The 14,674-nt window shown below is 69.7% G+C and carries 12 protein-coding genes; 8 read left to right on the top strand and 4 right to left on the bottom strand.

Going from position 1 to position 14,674, the window contains the following annotated elements:
- Position 1: 1 nt before the first annotated feature.
- From PJB24_RS01400 to PJB24_RS01380, 5 genes are read left to right on the top strand one after another with little or no spacing between them, the layout of a single operon-like run.
- Positions 2-1,237, top strand: a complete 1,236-nt coding sequence (locus PJB24_RS01400; RefSeq protein ID WP_273841871.1) for a cytochrome P450 — start codon at positions 2-4, stop codon at positions 1,235-1,237.
- Complete coding sequence (locus PJB24_RS01395; RefSeq protein WP_273841868.1) at positions 1,234-2,163, top strand: VOC family protein; 930 nt, start codon at positions 1,234-1,236, stop codon at positions 2,161-2,163. Before PJB24_RS01400 ends, PJB24_RS01395 begins: the two co-directional genes overlap by 4 nt.
- Positions 2,160-2,969 carry an acetoacetate decarboxylase family protein gene (locus PJB24_RS01390; protein ID WP_273841866.1) on the top strand — a complete coding sequence of 270 codons (810 nt, stop codon included), beginning with the start codon at positions 2,160-2,162 and terminating at the stop codon, positions 2,967-2,969. The genes PJB24_RS01395 and PJB24_RS01390 overlap by 4 nt, the downstream gene beginning before the upstream one ends.
- On the top strand, positions 2,966-4,438 hold the full coding sequence (locus PJB24_RS01385; RefSeq protein ID WP_273841864.1) for an aldehyde dehydrogenase: 1,473 nt from the start codon (positions 2,966-2,968) through the stop codon (positions 4,436-4,438). Before PJB24_RS01390 ends, PJB24_RS01385 begins: the two co-directional genes overlap by 4 nt.
- A gap of 16 nt (positions 4,439-4,454) precedes the next feature.
- Complete coding sequence (locus PJB24_RS01380; protein WP_273841862.1) at positions 4,455-6,005, top strand: APC family permease; 1,551 nt, start codon at positions 4,455-4,457, stop codon at positions 6,003-6,005.
- Here the strand turns inward: PJB24_RS01380 and PJB24_RS01375 are convergent.
- Together PJB24_RS01375 and PJB24_RS01370 are read right to left on the bottom strand one after the other, a co-directional pair.
- Positions 5,997-7,052 carry a zinc-dependent alcohol dehydrogenase gene (locus tag PJB24_RS01375; protein ID WP_273841860.1) on the bottom strand — a complete coding sequence of 352 codons (1,056 nt, stop codon included), beginning with the start codon at positions 7,050-7,052 and terminating at the stop codon, positions 5,997-5,999. The genes PJB24_RS01380 and PJB24_RS01375 overlap by 9 nt on opposite strands.
- 23 nt (positions 7,053-7,075) lie before the next feature.
- Entirely contained in the window at positions 7,076-8,743 is a 1,668-nt protein-coding gene (locus PJB24_RS01370) for a long-chain fatty acid--CoA ligase (protein WP_273841858.1), read from the bottom strand.
- 131 nt (positions 8,744-8,874) lie between these two features.
- Here PJB24_RS01370 and PJB24_RS01365 point away from each other — a divergent pair, with 131 nt between their 5' ends.
- From PJB24_RS01365 to tsaA, 3 genes are all read left to right on the top strand, one after another.
- The gene (locus PJB24_RS01365; protein WP_273841856.1) at positions 8,875-9,858 is read left to right on the top strand and encodes a phosphotriesterase family protein; all 984 of its coding nucleotides are present in this window, start codon (positions 8,875-8,877) and stop codon (positions 9,856-9,858) included.
- A 281-nt stretch (positions 9,859-10,139) separates the two neighbouring features.
- Positions 10,140-11,429, top strand: coding sequence for an alpha-hydroxy-acid oxidizing protein (locus PJB24_RS01360; protein WP_273841853.1), 1,290 nt, complete (start codon positions 10,140-10,142; stop codon positions 11,427-11,429).
- Positions 11,419-11,868, top strand: coding sequence for a tRNA (N6-threonylcarbamoyladenosine(37)-N6)-methyltransferase TrmO (tsaA, locus tag PJB24_RS01355; RefSeq protein ID WP_273841851.1), 450 nt, complete (start codon positions 11,419-11,421; stop codon positions 11,866-11,868). The genes PJB24_RS01360 and tsaA overlap by 11 nt, the downstream gene beginning before the upstream one ends.
- On the opposite strand, the gene PJB24_RS01350 is transcribed toward tsaA, so the two are convergent.
- Positions 11,855-12,649 (bottom strand): enoyl-CoA hydratase-related protein, encoded by a 795-nt coding sequence (locus PJB24_RS01350; protein ID WP_273841849.1) that lies wholly within the window; start codon positions 12,647-12,649, stop codon positions 11,855-11,857. The genes tsaA and PJB24_RS01350 overlap by 14 nt on opposite strands.
- A complete protein-coding gene (locus PJB24_RS01345) occupies positions 12,646-14,628 on the bottom strand; it encodes an acetoacetate--CoA ligase (RefSeq protein ID WP_273841847.1) in 1,983 nt (660 codons plus the stop codon). Before PJB24_RS01345 ends, PJB24_RS01350 begins: the two co-directional genes overlap by 4 nt.
- Between the last annotated feature and the right edge of the window lie 46 nt (positions 14,629-14,674).

Here is a 14,674-nt window from a genome sequence, read left to right as displayed (position 1 = left end):
GATGACCGACGCCACCAGGACCGCAAGCCTGGAGGAAATAGACCTCTCCAACCCGGACGCCTTCGTCGAGCGGGTGCCCCACGAGTGGTTCGAGATCCTGCGCCGGGAGGACCCGGTGCACTTCAACCCCGAACCCGACGGCCCCGGCTTCTGGGCCGTGACCCGCTACTGGGACATCCGGGAGGTCCACCGCCGCTGGGACGTCTACTCCTCGGAGATAGGCGGCACCTCCCTCGAAGACCTGGAACCAGACCAGATCGAAGCCCGCAAGTCCATGATCGACCTCGACCCGCCCCGGCACAACGAGATCCGGGCGCTCATCAAGGGCAAGTTCACCCCGAAGTCGGTTCGGGGGTGGGAGGATCAGGTACGCCAGGTCGCCCGCGAGGTGATAGAGGGCGCGCTGCCGAAGGGCGAGTTCGACTTCGTGCGCGAGATCTCCTCGGAGATCCCGATGCGCGTCTTCGCGGACATCCTCGGGGTCCCGCAGGAGGAGCGGCGCTACATCATCGAGATCGGCGACCACCTGCTCGGCAACCAGGACCCGGAGTTCGCCCGGCCGCCGGAGAGGCCCGAGCACCGGCTGCTGCCGTTCTCGAGCCCGGCCGCGCTCGAGCTCTTCAGGATCGGACGCGCCCTCGCCGCCGAGCGCCGCAGGAACCCCAAGGACGACATCATCACCCAGATGGCCTTCGGCGGGCTCACCCCACGCGAGTACGACGTCAACTTCGTGCTTCTGGCCACCGCCGGCAACGAGACGACCCGCCACACGATAACCCACGGCCTGCTGGCCCTGATCGAGAACCCCGACCAGCTCGAGCGCCTCAGGCGCGACCCCTCGCTCTACCCCTCGGCGGCCGAGGAGATGCTGCGCTGGGCGACCCCGGTGCACCACTTCCGCAGGACCACGACCCGGGAGACCGAGCTCGCCGGGACGAGGATCCCCGCCGGGGCGAAGGTGACGACCTGGTTCACCTCCGGCAACCGCGACGAGGCCGTCTTCGAGAACCCGAACACCTTCGACGTCGGGCGAAACCCCAACCGGCACATGACCTTCGGCCCCGGGGGCGTCCACTTCTGCCTGGGGGCGCACCTGGCCCGGATGGAGGTCCGGGTGACCTTCGAGGAACTCATCCCGCGGCTGCGCTCGGTCGAGCTCGCCGGGAAGGTCGACCGGCTGCGCTCCAACTTCTTCAACGGCATAAAGCGCATGCCCGTCCGGGTGGAGGCCGCATGATCTCGCTGCGCCGCATAGCCCACGTCAGCCTCCTGACCCGGGACGTCGCCGAGGCCGCCCCGCGCTGGAGCGTGGAGTTCGGGCTCGCCGAGCGCGAGAGGAGCGCGGACAGGGTACGCCTGGCCTGCGACGACGAGCCCTTCTCCGTCGAGCTCGTCTACTCGGAGAAGGGCGGCCTCGGGCACGTCGCCTACGAGCTCTCCCGCTCGTGCACCCTCGACGACGCCCGACGCCACCTCGAGGAGTGCGGCGTCGGCTGGGAGGAGAAGGAGGGCGCGCTCGAGGTCGAAGATGCCGAGGGCAACCGGGTGCGGCTCCTCGGATACCGGCGGGAGGACGAGAGGATGCGCTTCACCCCGCAGGCCCGGCCGCTCGCCAACCCCGCCCCCGGCCACCCGCGCCGGCTCGGGCACGTCAACTTCCTCACCGCGAACATCCGGGAGCAGCTCGAGTTCTACACGCGGGTGCTCGGGATGAAGGTGACCGACTGGCTCGGCGACGGCGGGGTCTGGCTGCACATAGGGCGCGACCACCACGTGATGGCGCTCGTGGACAAGGGGTACTCCCACTTCCACCACCTCGCCTTCGACGTCGTCGACATCGGGCAGATGCGCGCCGCGCTCGACCACCTGGGCCGCCGCGGCAGGTGGGTGGCCTGGGGCCCCGTCCGGCACGGCATCGGGGGCAACATCGCCTCCTACGTGCGCATCGTCGAGGAGGAGTGCTTCGTCGAGCTCTACTGCGACATGGAGCAGCTCGAGGACGACCACGAGGTCCGCCGCTGGCCCGACGACCGCTTCTCGTCCAACACCTGGGGCCAGCTCCCACCCCGCTCGTACTTCCGCTTCGACGAGGCCGCGATAGCCTCCGAGCGCGAGAGCCTGGAGATGTTGGGATATCCGCTACCCGAGGAGGTCTCCACTTGAGCCTGAAAGGTTACTCGATCCCCCGCACCAGCACCGGCAGGGCGAGCCTCGTCCCCCACCCGCCCTGGCACTACGTCGGAGACCTCCTCGTCGTGGACTACTGGGCCGACCCCGACGCCGCCCGCTCGGTCCTCCCGGAGGGCCTCGATCCACACCCCGACGCGGGCCGGTGCGCGGCGGTCTTCGCCGACTGGCAGTCGTGCTCCGGGGAGGGCGAGGAGCTTCTGGACCCGGTGCGCGCCCAGTACAGGGAGTTCTTCCTCGTCGTGAACGCCCTGCTCGACGGCGAGGAGGTCACCACCTGCCCCTTCATCTGGGTGGACCAGGACTTCGCGCTCGTGCGCGGTTGGATCCAGGGGTTCCCCAAGAAGCTCGGGTCGATCTGGATGACCCGCACCTTCGGGCTCGGGGGGGTGGCCGCCGACCCGGGACTCGGGGAGGGCGCCCGCTACGGAGCGACCTGCTCGGCGCGGGGACGCATGATCTCACGCATGACCCTCACGGTGGAGGGCCCCTCGGAGGAGGGCCCGCGCCACAACGCGCCCCCCATCGTCAACGTCCGGCACTTCCCCCGCCTCGCCCGCGGCCGCCACGACGACCCGCAGGTGCACGAGCTGGTGAAGCTCCTGAGCCGGGACCGGGCCTCCTCTACGGCCGTCGAGGGCGAGGCCACGCTCGAGCTCTACCCGGCCGAGGGCGAGGAGCACCACATCCTCGCCCCGGTGAAAGTCGGGCGGGGATACCGGATGACGCTCGGCTACACCGTGGACGACCTCGAGACCGTCAAGGAGATCCAGCAGAGATGAGCGCAGGAACGCACGAGAACACCGCGAAGGTGGCCGGGGTCGAGGTCTCGACCGACCACTACATCGGCGGCGAGAGGGTGCCGAGCCGGGAGCGCTTCGAGGTGATCTCGCCGATGAGCTGCGAGCCCATCGCCTACGTCTCCCGCGGCGGCGAGGAGGAGGCCGACCGGGCTGTACGCGCGGCGAAAGAAGCCTTCCCGCGGTGGGCTTCCCTGGGGCCCGAGGGGCGGGGCACCTACATGAGGCGCCTCGCCGACCTCATAGACGAGAACGTCGAGTCCCTCGCGGCGGTCGAGTGCGAGGACATGGCGATGCTGTTGCGCTCGCTGCGGGCGCGGGTCATCCACCGCGGGGCGCGCAACTTCCGCGCCTACGCCGGGCTCGCCGCCTCCTACGAGGAGCGCGACTGGCGCTCGCAGGGGACCTGGAACCGGGTGCAGAGGATGCCCGCCGGGCCCGCGGCGACGATAACCCCCTGGAACGCACCGTTCATGCTCTCGACCTGGAAGGTCGCCCCGGCGCTCGCCGCCGGCTGCACCGTGATCCTCAAGCCCGCCGAGTGGGCCCCGCTCTCGGCCAGCCTCCTCGCGGACCTCACCGAGGAGGCCGGCTTCCCGCCCGGCGTCTTCAACGTCCTGCAGGGGATGGGCGAGGAGGCCGGGGCGGCGCTGGTGGCGCACCCGATGGTGCGGCGCGTCTCGTTCACCGGCTCTCCGGAGACCGGGCGCCTCATCGGGCAGGCCGCCGCCAGGAACCTGGTGCCGTTCACCGCCGAGATGGGCGGCAAGGGACCGCTCATCGTCTTCGAAGACGCCGACCTCGAGGCCGCGGCCAGGAAGGCCGCCGGGCAGTACGACGACGCCGGGCAGGTCTGCCTGGCCGGGACCAGGCTCCTGGTGCAGCGCTCGGTCGCCCGGGAGTTCCTGGAGCTGTTCGACCGCTTCGCCGACGAGCACGTCCTCGGAGACCCGCGCGACGAGAGGACGACCATCTCGCCGCTCATCCACCCCGACCACCTGAAACGGGTCGAGGGCTTCGTCGAACGCGCCCGCGCCGAGGGGCACGAGGTGCTGCGCGGCGGGCGCCGCTCGGAGGTGGGACCGCTCTTCTACGAGCCGACCCTCATCCGCCCGAAATCCAACGACGCCGAGATCGTCCAGCGGGAGGTCTTCGGCCCCGTGCTCACGATACAGGAGTTCGAGGACGAGGCAGAGGCGGTCTCGCTCGCCAACTCCACCGAGTACGGGCTCTCCGCCGTGATCTACACCTCCTCGCTCGGGCGGGCCGACAGGGTGGGCCGGATGGTCCGGGCCGGGGTCGTGTGGGTCAACACCTTCCTGGTGCGCGACCTGACCGCCCCGTTCGGGGGGATGGGCATCTCCGGCATCGGACGCGAGGGTGGCGACTACGCCCTCGACTTCTACTCGGACCTGAAGACGCTGCAGATCCAGGAAGGGAGCACAAGGTGAGAGGAGGAGAAAGCTGATGGCGCAGACGACAGGGGGGTCCGCCCCCTCCGGAGGAACGCGGCTCCAGCGACGCTCGCTCGGGGTCGGGCATCTGGTGTTCATGATCGTGGCGGCCTCGGCCCCGCTCACGGCGGTCGCCGGGGGTCAGGCCACGACCTACCTGGTGACCGGCAACAAGGCCGTCCCGTTCATGTTCATACCCCTGGGCATCGTGCTCGGCATCTTCTCGATAGGCTACGCAGCGATGAGCCGCCACGTCGCCAACGCCGGGGCGTTCTACTCCTACGTCTCGCGCGGGCTCGGCAAGGTCGGGGGCGTGGGTGCGGCCTTCGTCGCGCTCATCGCGTACAACGCGATGCAGATCGGGATCTACGGTCTCTTCGGGGTTGCCTTCGGGGCGTTCATGTCCGGCCGGCTCGGGATAAACGAGCCGTGGTGGGTCTGGGTCCTGGTGGGATGGGCCGTAATCGCCGTCCTCGGGGTGCTGCAGATAGACCTCAACGCCCGGGTGCTCGCGGTGCTGCTCACCCTCGAGGTGCTCGCCGTGGCGCTCTTCGACCTCGCGGTCCTGGCCAAGCCGGGCCCCGAGGGCCTCACCACGATCGGCTTCAACCCGCTCGTCGCCTTCGGCGCGGCGGCCGGGGCGACGCTCACCTTCAGCGTCGCCTCGTTCATGGGTTTCGAGTCGGCGGCGATCTACTCCGAGGAGTGCCGCAACCCGCGCAAGACCGTCGCGCGGGCGACCCTGATCGGGGTGAGCTTCATCGCCCTTTTCTACGCCCTCTCGAGCTGGATGGTCGGGGTCGCCGCCGGCCCGGACACGATGGTAGACCCGAAGGCGATGCTCAAGGCCGGCTACGCGACCGCCGGGACCCCGGATCCGACGACCGTGCTCTTCATCGCCGGGCAGGAGCGGCTCGGGGTGGCGTGGGGCGATGCGGCCTCGCTGCTCTTCATCACCAGCATCTTCGCCGCCAACCTCTCGTTCCACAACGCGGTCGCCCGCTACATCTTCGCGCTCGGGCGCGAGGGGGTCCTGCCGCGCCTCTTCGGGCGGGTGCACCCGCGGACGGGATCGCCCTGGATCGCCTCGATCTCCCAGTCGCTGCTCGCGGTGGTGGTCTTCGGGATCTTCGCCATCCTCGGGCTCAACCCGCTGCTCACCCTCTTCACCTGGCTGACCAACCTCGGGGCCCTGGGGGTGCTGCTGCTGATGTCCGTGACCTCGTTCGCGGTCGCGAGCTACTTCCGGCGCAACCCGGAGGCCGAACTCGGCCGCTGGACCACCACGATAGCACCCACCGTCGCGGGCGTGCTGCTCGTCGCGCTGCTCGTCCTCGGCGTCGCGAACTTCAACGTGCTCATCACCAGCTCCACGACGGCGCCGCTCAGCCCGCTCACCGTGATCCTGCCGGTGATCCTCTTCGGCGGCGGCCTGGCGGGGCTCCTGGTGGGCGCGTTCCTCCGCTCGCGCCGCCCGGACGTCTACGCCGGGATCGGCGAGGGAGCAGGGCCGATGGAGCCCGAGAGCGAGGAGGCGGTGCCGCAGGGTCAGGTGTCAGGGTAGGGTTACGGCTATCCGGATCGGATCCTCTATCTTCTCGTGCAGGTACCTGAGCGCGGTGTTCACCTCCTCGAGCGGGAAGGTGTGGGTGATGGAGCGCTCCAGGTCGAGCCTCCCGGCCGAGACGAGCTCGAGCAGCCGCCCGATGTTGCGCTTGGTGAACCCGTAGGAGCCGAGGAAGGAGATCTGCTTCCGCACGAAGACCGTCGGGGGGAGGATCTTGATGGGCTCGGCCCCGAGCCCGCAGACCACGACCCTCCCCCCGGAGACGACGCACTCTACGGCCTGCGCGATCGTCTCCCCGAGCCCGATGAACTCGGCCGCGACGTCGACCCCGACACCTCCGGTCTCATCCAGGATCTCCTCGACGGGGGAGGTCTCGCCGGGGTTCACGGTCACGTCCGCCCCGGCCCGGCGGGCGCGCTCGAGCTGCTCCTCGCGCACGTCGACGACGAAGATCTTCCGCGCCCCGCAGAGCCTGGCGAGCTGTACGGCGTGCAGCCCGAGCCCTCCGGCTCCGAAGATCGCGACGGTCTCGCCGGGTGAGAGCGCGGCCCGGTCGGCGAGCGCGTGGAAGGGGGTCGCGACCGCGTCGGTGACGATCGCCCCGACCTCGAACGGGACGCCGTCGGGCAGCGGGATCAGGTTGCGCGCCGGGACGGCCATGTACTCGGCCAGGGCCCCGTCGGCGTGTATCCCGACGACCTTCCTCTCCCTGCAGACCTCGGCGTGCCCGGCGAGACAGTTGGGACAGGCGCCGCAGAAATAGAACGGCGTGACCGAGACCCTCTCCCCCGGCTCCCAGCCTTCGACCCGCGAGCCCACCGCGGCGACGACCCCGGCGGGCTCGTGCCCCAGGGTTATCGGGGTGAAGGCGGTCGGCGTGATGCCCTCGAAGACGATGTGCACGTCCGAGCCGCAGATCCCGGCGGCCCGCACCCGCACCAGCACCTCGTCCTCCCGGATCTCTGGCACCGGAACCTCCTCGACCTCGAGCGGCCTCCCGACTTCGTAGAAGCGCGCCGCCTTCATCGTGGACGGAAGATCCATCCTCACCATCCTCCCCTCTTACTCTACCGGCCTCCGGCCGCCTTCTCCTCCCGCTCCTGCAAGACGCGCCAGAGGATCTTGCCGGAGCCGCTCTTGGGCAGCTCGTCGGCGAACTCGACCAGCCGCGGGTATTTGTAGGCGGCCATCCTCTCCTTCGCCCACTCTATTATCTCTTCGGCGGTGATGCCGGCGCGCGCCTCCTCCTTCGGCACGACGACGGCCTTGACCGTCTCGCCGCGCCGGGGGTCGGGAGAGCGGATGACGCAGACTTCCTGCACCGCGGGATGCCGGTAGAGGACCGACTCCACCTCGGCGGGCCACACCTTGTAGCCGCCGGCGTTGATCATGCGCTTGATCCGGTCGACCATGAAGAAGTAGCCCTCTTCGTCGTAGTATCCGAGGTCGCCGGTGCGGAAGAAGCGCTTGCCCTCCCGCCAGAAGAAGACCTTCTCGTCCTCCTCGGGCCTCCTCCAGTAACCCCGGAAGACCTGCGGACCACAGACCACGATCTCGCCCTCCTTCCCGGGCCCGAGCTCCTCCAGGGTCTCCGGGTCGACCACCCGGGCGTCCACGTCGAAGGACGGGATGCCGAGGCACTGCAGCTTGGGCCTGTCCGGCGGGTTTATGTGGGTCTGGGAGATGGTCTCGGAGAGCCCGTAGCCCTCGGCGTAGCGCAGCCCGGTGAGCTCGTAGAGCCTCTCCCCCACCGCCTCCGGGAGCGCCGCCCCTCCGCCCCCGACCAACACGAGCGAGGAGAGGTCGCGTTCGGCGATGCGGGGGCTCGCCAGGAAGTCCACGACCATCGTCGAGATGTTCGTCCAGTGGGTCACCCGGTGGCGCTCGATGAGCCCGGCGGCGACCTCCCTGTCCCACCGGGTCATGAGCACGACCGTACCCCCGGCGTAGACCGGGGCGTTCATGCTGTGCTGCATCCCGGTGACGTGGAAGAGCGGCAGCGTGCACAGCGCGACCGCCTCCTGCGTCACGGTGTTCCATACCGCCGCCCCCACGAGCGTCGCCTGCAGCGTGCGGTTGGTGTGGATACACCCCTTCGGCGCGCCCGTCGTCCCGGAGGTGTACGGCAGGAGCGCCATGTCCTCCGGCCCGGTCTCGAGCGGCCCGGGAGATCCACCCGCGGCGAGAACCTCGCCCCATGGCACGGCCCCCTCCGGCACCTCACACCCCGCCTCGACCTCCGGCGGGAGCGGCAGGTCCGTCTCCTCCTGCAGGTAGTCCGAGTAGGCCGCGACGACGGCGTGTTCGAGGTTCTCCCGCCCGAGGAGTGGGGCGAGCCGCCCGTAGAGCTCCTGCCCGCAGAAGGCGACCTTCGCCCCGCTGTCGGCGACGTAGTGCTCGAGCTCGCCGGTCGTGAGCATCGGGTTTACCGGCACGACCGCGGCCCCGGCGCGCAGAGCCCCGTAGAAAGCCGCGAAGAACTGCGGGCTGTTCTGCAGGTAGAGCATCACCCGATCGCCCCTGGCCACCCCCGCCTCGCGCTGCAGGAACGAGGCCACCCCCTCCGCCTCGGCGAGCAGGCGCCGGTAGGGGATCTCCGTGCCGTAGTAGACGATCGCCGGCTTCTCCGGGTAGCGGGCGGCGGAGACCGCGAGGTTGTGGAAGACGCCCGTCTCGGGCAGCGAGAGCGAGCGCGGCAGCCGCCTCGGCCAGAACTCGTAGTGCCTCTCGATCATCGCAAACCTCCCTTTCCCCGCAGGATTCCCCTGTGCAAGGGATGTTAGCCCCCGGGCGGTCCGGGGACAACTTGCCGCATCCCGGCTCCCGGTGCAACAATGACCGGCGAGGGAAGAGGAGAGGAGGAACCTTGGCAGCGACCGTCAACACCGTCACCGGCCCCGTCTCGTCCGACGACCTCGGGAGGACGCTCGTGCACGAGCATTTCGTCTTCGGCTACCCGGGTTACCAGGGGGACGTCACCTTCGGCCCCTACGACCGGGAGGAGGCGCTCAGGGTCGGTCTCGAGGTCGCTGAGAGGGTCAAATCCCACGGCGTCTCCACCGTGATAGACGCCACCCCCAACGACTGCGGGCGGGACCCGGAGCTCCTGCGCGAGATCTCGGAGAGGAGCGGCATCAACATCGTCTGCTCCACCGGCTACTACTACGAGGGCGAGGGAGCCCCGGCGTACTTCAAGTTCCGCCAGTCGTTCGGCGTGGCCGAGGGCGAGATCTACGAGATGATGCTGCGCGAGGTCACCGGGGGCATCGCAGACACCGGGATAAAGGCCGGGGTCATCAAGCTCGCCTCGAGCAAAGACCGCATCACCGACTACGAGGCTATGTTCTTCCGCGCCGGGGCCCGGGTGCAGCGGGAGACGGGGGTGCCGATCATAACCCACACCCAGGAGGGGACCGCCGCCCCGGATCAGGCAGAGTTGCTCGTCTCCGAAGGGGCGGACCCCCGGCGCATCCAGATCGGACACATGGACGGCAACACCGACATCTCCTACCACCTCGCCACCCTCGAACACGGGGTCAACATCGCCTTCGACCGCTTCGGGCTGCAGGGGCTCGTAGGGATGCCGCCGGACGAGATGCGCCTGGCGTGCGTCGTGGGGCTTTTGGGCCTCGGCCACACCGACAGCATCCTCCTCTCCCACGACACCGTCAACCACTGGCTCGGACGCCCCCTGAGCTTCCCCGAGGAGGTGCAGGAGCTCGTCGCGAACTGGCACATCACCCACCTCTTCGAGAACATCGTCCCCCGCATGAAGAAGGCCGGCATAACCGACGAACAGATAAAGACCATCTTCGAGGAGAACCCGAGGCGGCTCTTCGATCCCGAGTAAGAAAAGGCCGCCCGGCCGGTTTCGAGCCCCGCCCTCACTCGTCGCACGGTCCGCCACCCTCAGTTCGGGATGGGACACGAGCCGACCTCCCACAACCGTAAAAGGAAAAGATCCGCCCGGGACGAACGTTTCGTGCAGACGCGCACAGCGGCCGCGAGGTGATCACCGGAATCCTACAAATCGAGGTGAACGGGGGCAAAGACCGGGTGCCGCATGTGGTGTCTCGATGGGGAGACATCATACCCGCCGCGGGGTTTAGAATGCCTCCCGGGTGGAAAGCCATGATCGGACGCAGGATCCAGCAGAAGATCTACCTGGAGGGTCTCCTCGGGAAGAAGCCCGTGGTCCCCACCCACCCGGATGCTCTGGAGCGGGCGGCGAGGCGGAGGATGTCGCGCAGGGCGTGGGCGTACGTGGCGGGCGGGGCGGGGCTCGAGAGGACGATGGCCCGCAACCGGGCGGCCTTCGACCGCTACGCGCTGCGTCCCCGGATGCTGCGCGGGGCCGGGCCCCCATCTCTGGAGGTGGGGCTCTTCGGGCGGCGGTGGGCCGCGCCGCTGTTCCTCTGCCCGATCGGGGTGCTGGAGCTGGCGCACCCCGACGCCGACCTCGCCGTCGCCCGGGCCGCCGCCGGGCGTGGCGTCCCGGTGATCTTCTCGAACCAGAGCTCCCGTCCTATCGAGGCCGCGGCGGGGGTGATGGACGCGGTGGGCCCCGACACCCCGCGTTTCTTCCAGCTCTACCACCCCACGGAGCGGCGGGTGGTGGAGAGCTTCCTGCGCCGGGCGGAATCCGCGGGATGCGCCGGCGTGGTCCTGACGGTGGACACGGTCCAGCTCGGCTGGCGGCCCCGGGATCTGGACCTCGGTCACCTGCCGTTCCTCGAGGGGCGGGGGCTGGCCCAGTACGTGACGGACCCGGAGTTCATGGGTTCGCTGGAGGACTCCCAGGAGGGCCCATCACCCCGGATACGGCCTTCCCCCTCGCTGCTGAAGACCATGCTCGCCCTGCGCCGGCTGGGCGGTGGGAGCCTGGGGCGAGGGCGACGGGCGGTGCAGCGCTTCGTCGCGACCTACTCCTTCCCCGAGCTCTCCTGGGACGATGTGCGGCGGGTGCGGGAGGCGACGGCGCTGCCGCTGCTCCTCAAAGGCATCCTCCACCCCGAAGACGCCGCGAGGGCCGTAGAGCTGGGGGTCGACGGGATCGTCGTCTCCAACCACGGCGGGAGGCAGGTGGACGGGGCGATCTCCTCCCTGGAGGCGCTCCCGCAGGTGGCCCGGGCGGTGGGCGGCAGGGTGCCGGTCCTCATGGACGGCGGGGTACGCACCGGAGCAGACGTGGTCAAGGCCCTCGCGCTCGGCGCCCGGGCGGTCGGGATAGGACGTCCTTACGTCTACGGCCTGGCGCTGGCCGGGGCCGAGGGTGTCGGGGCGGTCATCGACCACATGATGGCCGAGCTCGAACTCACGCTGGCCCTCTCGGGGGTGGCGGGCCTGGAGGAGGTGGGCCCGGACATCCTCCTGGAGGAGAGGACCGGGCAGGAGACGATGGAGGGCATGGATGGACGGTAAGGAGATAGACCCGGTCCCGATCGGGTGGGTAAAGTCGCCGCTCACCGACAGGGCGTCGGCGCCGAAGCAGGGCTGCGAGGGGGCGCCGGACGCCTGGATCTTGCTCGAGGGGTGGGCGGTGCCGGGGCTCGAAGGAATCAGGGAGGGGGACGAGATCCTCGTTCTCAGCTGGCTCGACCGCGCCAGCCGGGACGTGCTGCGGGTGCGACCCCGCGGGGATCCTTCCGGGGGCGAGCGCGGTGTGTTCTGCACCCGCTCCCCGGACAGGCCGAACCCTATCGGGCTGCACCCGGTCGAAGTTGTCGAGATCCAGGGCGGAAGGATCCTCGTGCGCGACCTCGAGGCGCTGGACGGCACCCCGATCCTGGACATCAAGCCGGCGAGGAGGTGCTCGGAGAGGGGCGTCCCGGCCGACAACTCCGACTCTAGCGCCCGGTGAAGCGGGGATCCCGTCTCTCGAAGAACGCCTGCACGCCCTCCTCGAAGTCGCGGGTACGCCCGCAGCGCGACTGTCCCTCCGCCTCCCGCTCCAGCGCCTCCTCCAGGCCGCTCTCGAAGCTCCGCCGAAGCGCCCGGCGGGTCTCGCCGAGGGCGCGGGTCGGCATCGCGGCGAGCCTCTCCGAGAGGGAGCGGGCTTCCTCGAGCAGCCTCTCCGCCGGGACGACGCGGTTGACGAGCCCGATGCGGGCCGCCTCCTCCGCCCCGATCTCGTCGCCGAGCAGGCTCAGCTCCATAGCCCGCCCCAGCCCCACGACCCGCGGCAGGAAGAAGGTCGTCCCGGCGTCGGGCATGAGCCCGATGTTGACGAAGGCGACCGAGATGCGGGCGTCCTCGGCGGCGACCCTCAGGTCGCAGGAGAGCGCGATCCCGACGCCCGCCCCGTAGACGACGCCGCCGAGCGCCGCGACGACCGGCTTCTCCATCGAGGCAAGTAGCAGAACGGTGCGGGAGTAGGTGCGTCGCAGGTAGTCCCCGAGGTCCGCGAGCGAGCCGTCCTCGCCGCGCACGCCCTCGTCCTTCAGGTCGGCGCCGGAGGAGAAGGCCCGCCCCTCCCCGCGCAGGAGCAGGGCCCGCGCCTCCTCGTCCTCCGCGGCACGGCCGAGCGCGTCGTAGAGCTCGCGGTGCATGGTGGCGTCGAAGGCGTTCAGCGCCCGGGGGCGGTTCAGCGCGATCTCGGCGACCGCACCCCGCCTCTCGAAGATGACCGTCTCGTAGCTCAACTCTCCTCCCTCCTCGCGAGCTCCACGAACACGTCCAGAGAGCGCGGGTTCGCCAGGGCGTCGCGGCTCGCCGCCTTCTCCGGCGGGGTCCCGGAGAGGATCCTCTTGACCGGCACCTCGAGCCGCTTGCCGTTGAGGGTCTTCGGGATCTCGGGGACCGAGAGGATCTCGTCCGGGACGTGCCGGGGCGAGCAGTACTCCCTTATGCGCCGCTTTATCTCGGCTTCGATCTCCGCGGTGAGGTCCACACCCTCGCGGAGCACCACGAAGAGCGGCATGTAGGCGGTCCCGTCGGGACGCTGGACGTCGACGACGAGCGAGTCGAGAACCTCCGGGACACTCTCGACGGCCGAGTAGATCTCGGCGGTCCCCATCCTGACGCCGCCGCGGTTTATCGTGGAGTCGCTCCTGCCGTAGATGACGCACGAGCCGCTCTTCTTTATCTTGATCCAGTCGCCGTGCCGCCACACCCCGGGGTACATCGAGAAGTAGCTCTCCCGGTAACGCTCGCCGCTCTCGTCCCCCCAAAGATACAGCGGCATCGAGGGCATCGGCTCGGTGATGACGAGCTCCCCCACCTCGTCCACGAGCGGGTTGCCCTCCTCGTCGAAGGCCTCGACCTTCGCCCCCAAAGCGCGGCACTGCAGCTCGCCGGCCCGCACGGGAAGGAGCGGGCAGCCCCCGACGAACGCGGTGCACAAATCGGTGCCGCCGCTGGTCGAGAAGAGCCAGTGGTCGCGCCTGACGTGCTCGTAGGCCCAGGCGAACCCCTCGGGCGGCAGCGGCGAGCCGGTCGAGCCTATCGCCCTCAGGCGCGGGAGCCCGAGCTCGCGTCCCGGCTCTATCCCCGCCTTCATGCACGCGGTGATGTACGCGGCGCTGGTCCCGAAGTGGGTCATCCCGGTCTCCCCGGCGAAGCGCCAGAGGGCGTACATGTCCGGGTATCCGGGGTTGCCGTCGTACAGGAGCGCCGCCGCCCCGGAGAGGAGGCCCGCCACGACGATGTTCCACATCATCCATCCGGTCGTCGTGAACCAGAAGAAGCGATCGTCCTCTCCGAGGTCCATCTGCAGTTCGATCTGCTTGAGATGCTCCAGCAGTATCCCGCCGTGTCCCTGCACGATCGCCTTCGGCAGCCCCGTCGTCCCGGAGGAGTAGAGTACCCACAGGGGGTGGTCGAACGGGACGCGCTCGAAGGTGAGCGGGGCGCCCTCGCCGGAGGCGAGGAGCTCCTCCCAGCCCATCGCGTTCCCGAGAAGGGCGACGTCCGGCCTCTCGCTCAGGTAGGGTAGAAGGACGGTCTTCTCGAGGCTCGGGATCTCACGCTCTATCCTCGCCACGACCTCCATCCGGTCGTAGTCGCGCCCGCCGTAGCGGTAGCCGTCGACCGCCAGGAGCACCTTCGGCTCTATCTGCCGGAAGCGGTCCACGACGCTCCCGACACCGAAGTCCGGCGAGCAGCTGGACCAGATCGCCCCGATCGAAGCACACGCGAGGAACGCCTCGATCGCCTCGGGGATGTTCGGGAGGTAGGCGACGACCCTATCCCCCCGCCCGACCCCGAGCTCCCTCAGGCCCGCGGCGAGGGAGGCGACCCGGCTCTCGAGCTCCCCCCAGCTCTCCTGGCCGAGGGGCCTGAGCTCCGAAGCATGGACCAGCGCGCTCCTCTGCGGAGAGCCCTTGCGGAAGATGTGCTCGGCGTAGTTGAGTCGGGTCCCCTCGAACCAGCGGGCGCCGGGCATGGTGCGTTCGGCGAGGACCTTCTCGTAGGAGCCGTCGTGGAGGACCCCGCAGTACTCCCACAGGCTCCCCCAGAAATCCTCCAGGCTCTCCACCGACCACCTCCACAGCTCGTGGTAATCCTCGAAAGAGAGCCCGCGTTCCTCTCGCAGCCAGCGCATGTAGCGGGTCAGGTTGGCCCTCTCTCTGAACTCTTCGGAAGGCTCCCAGAGCAGCGTGCCCTCGGTGACGGTCTGCATCGGACGTTCCTTTCCCTCGGCTCTCCTCTCTCTGCGGCTATCCTAC

The organism is Rubrobacter calidifluminis (genome assembly GCF_028617075.1).
Classification (GTDB): Bacteria; Actinomycetota; Rubrobacteria; order Rubrobacterales; family Rubrobacteraceae; genus Rubrobacter_E; species Rubrobacter_E calidifluminis.
Note: the sequence above shows the minus strand (reverse complement) of the source record. Positions and strands in the feature narration are given on the sequence as shown.

What these genes read in the sequence shown, in the direction of transcription:
- PJB24_RS01400 (WP_273841871.1), top strand. Translation starts at nt 2, where the DNA reads ATGACCGACGCCACCAGGACCGCAAGCCTGGAGGAAATAGACCTCTCC.
- PJB24_RS01395 (WP_273841868.1), top strand. Translation starts at nt 1,234, where the DNA reads ATGATCTCGCTGCGCCGCATAGCCCACGTCAGCCTCCTGACCCGGGAC.
- PJB24_RS01385 (WP_273841864.1), top strand. Translation starts at nt 2,966, where the DNA reads ATGAGCGCAGGAACGCACGAGAACACCGCGAAGGTGGCCGGGGTCGAG.
- PJB24_RS01380 (WP_273841862.1), top strand. Translation starts at nt 4,455, where the DNA reads ATGGCGCAGACGACAGGGGGGTCCGCCCCCTCCGGAGGAACGCGGCTC.
- PJB24_RS01375 (WP_273841860.1), bottom strand. Translation starts at nt 7,052, where the DNA reads ATGGATCTTCCGTCCACGATGAAGGCGGCGCGCTTCTACGAAGTCGGG.
- PJB24_RS01370 (WP_273841858.1), bottom strand. Translation starts at nt 8,743, where the DNA reads ATGATCGAGAGGCACTACGAGTTCTGGCCGAGGCGGCTGCCGCGCTCG.
- PJB24_RS01360 (WP_273841853.1), top strand. Translation starts at nt 10,140, where the DNA reads ATGATCGGACGCAGGATCCAGCAGAAGATCTACCTGGAGGGTCTCCTC.
- tsaA (WP_273841851.1), top strand. Translation starts at nt 11,419, where the DNA reads ATGGACGGTAAGGAGATAGACCCGGTCCCGATCGGGTGGGTAAAGTCG.
- PJB24_RS01345 (WP_273841847.1), bottom strand. Translation starts at nt 14,628, where the DNA reads ATGCAGACCGTCACCGAGGGCACGCTGCTCTGGGAGCCTTCCGAAGAG.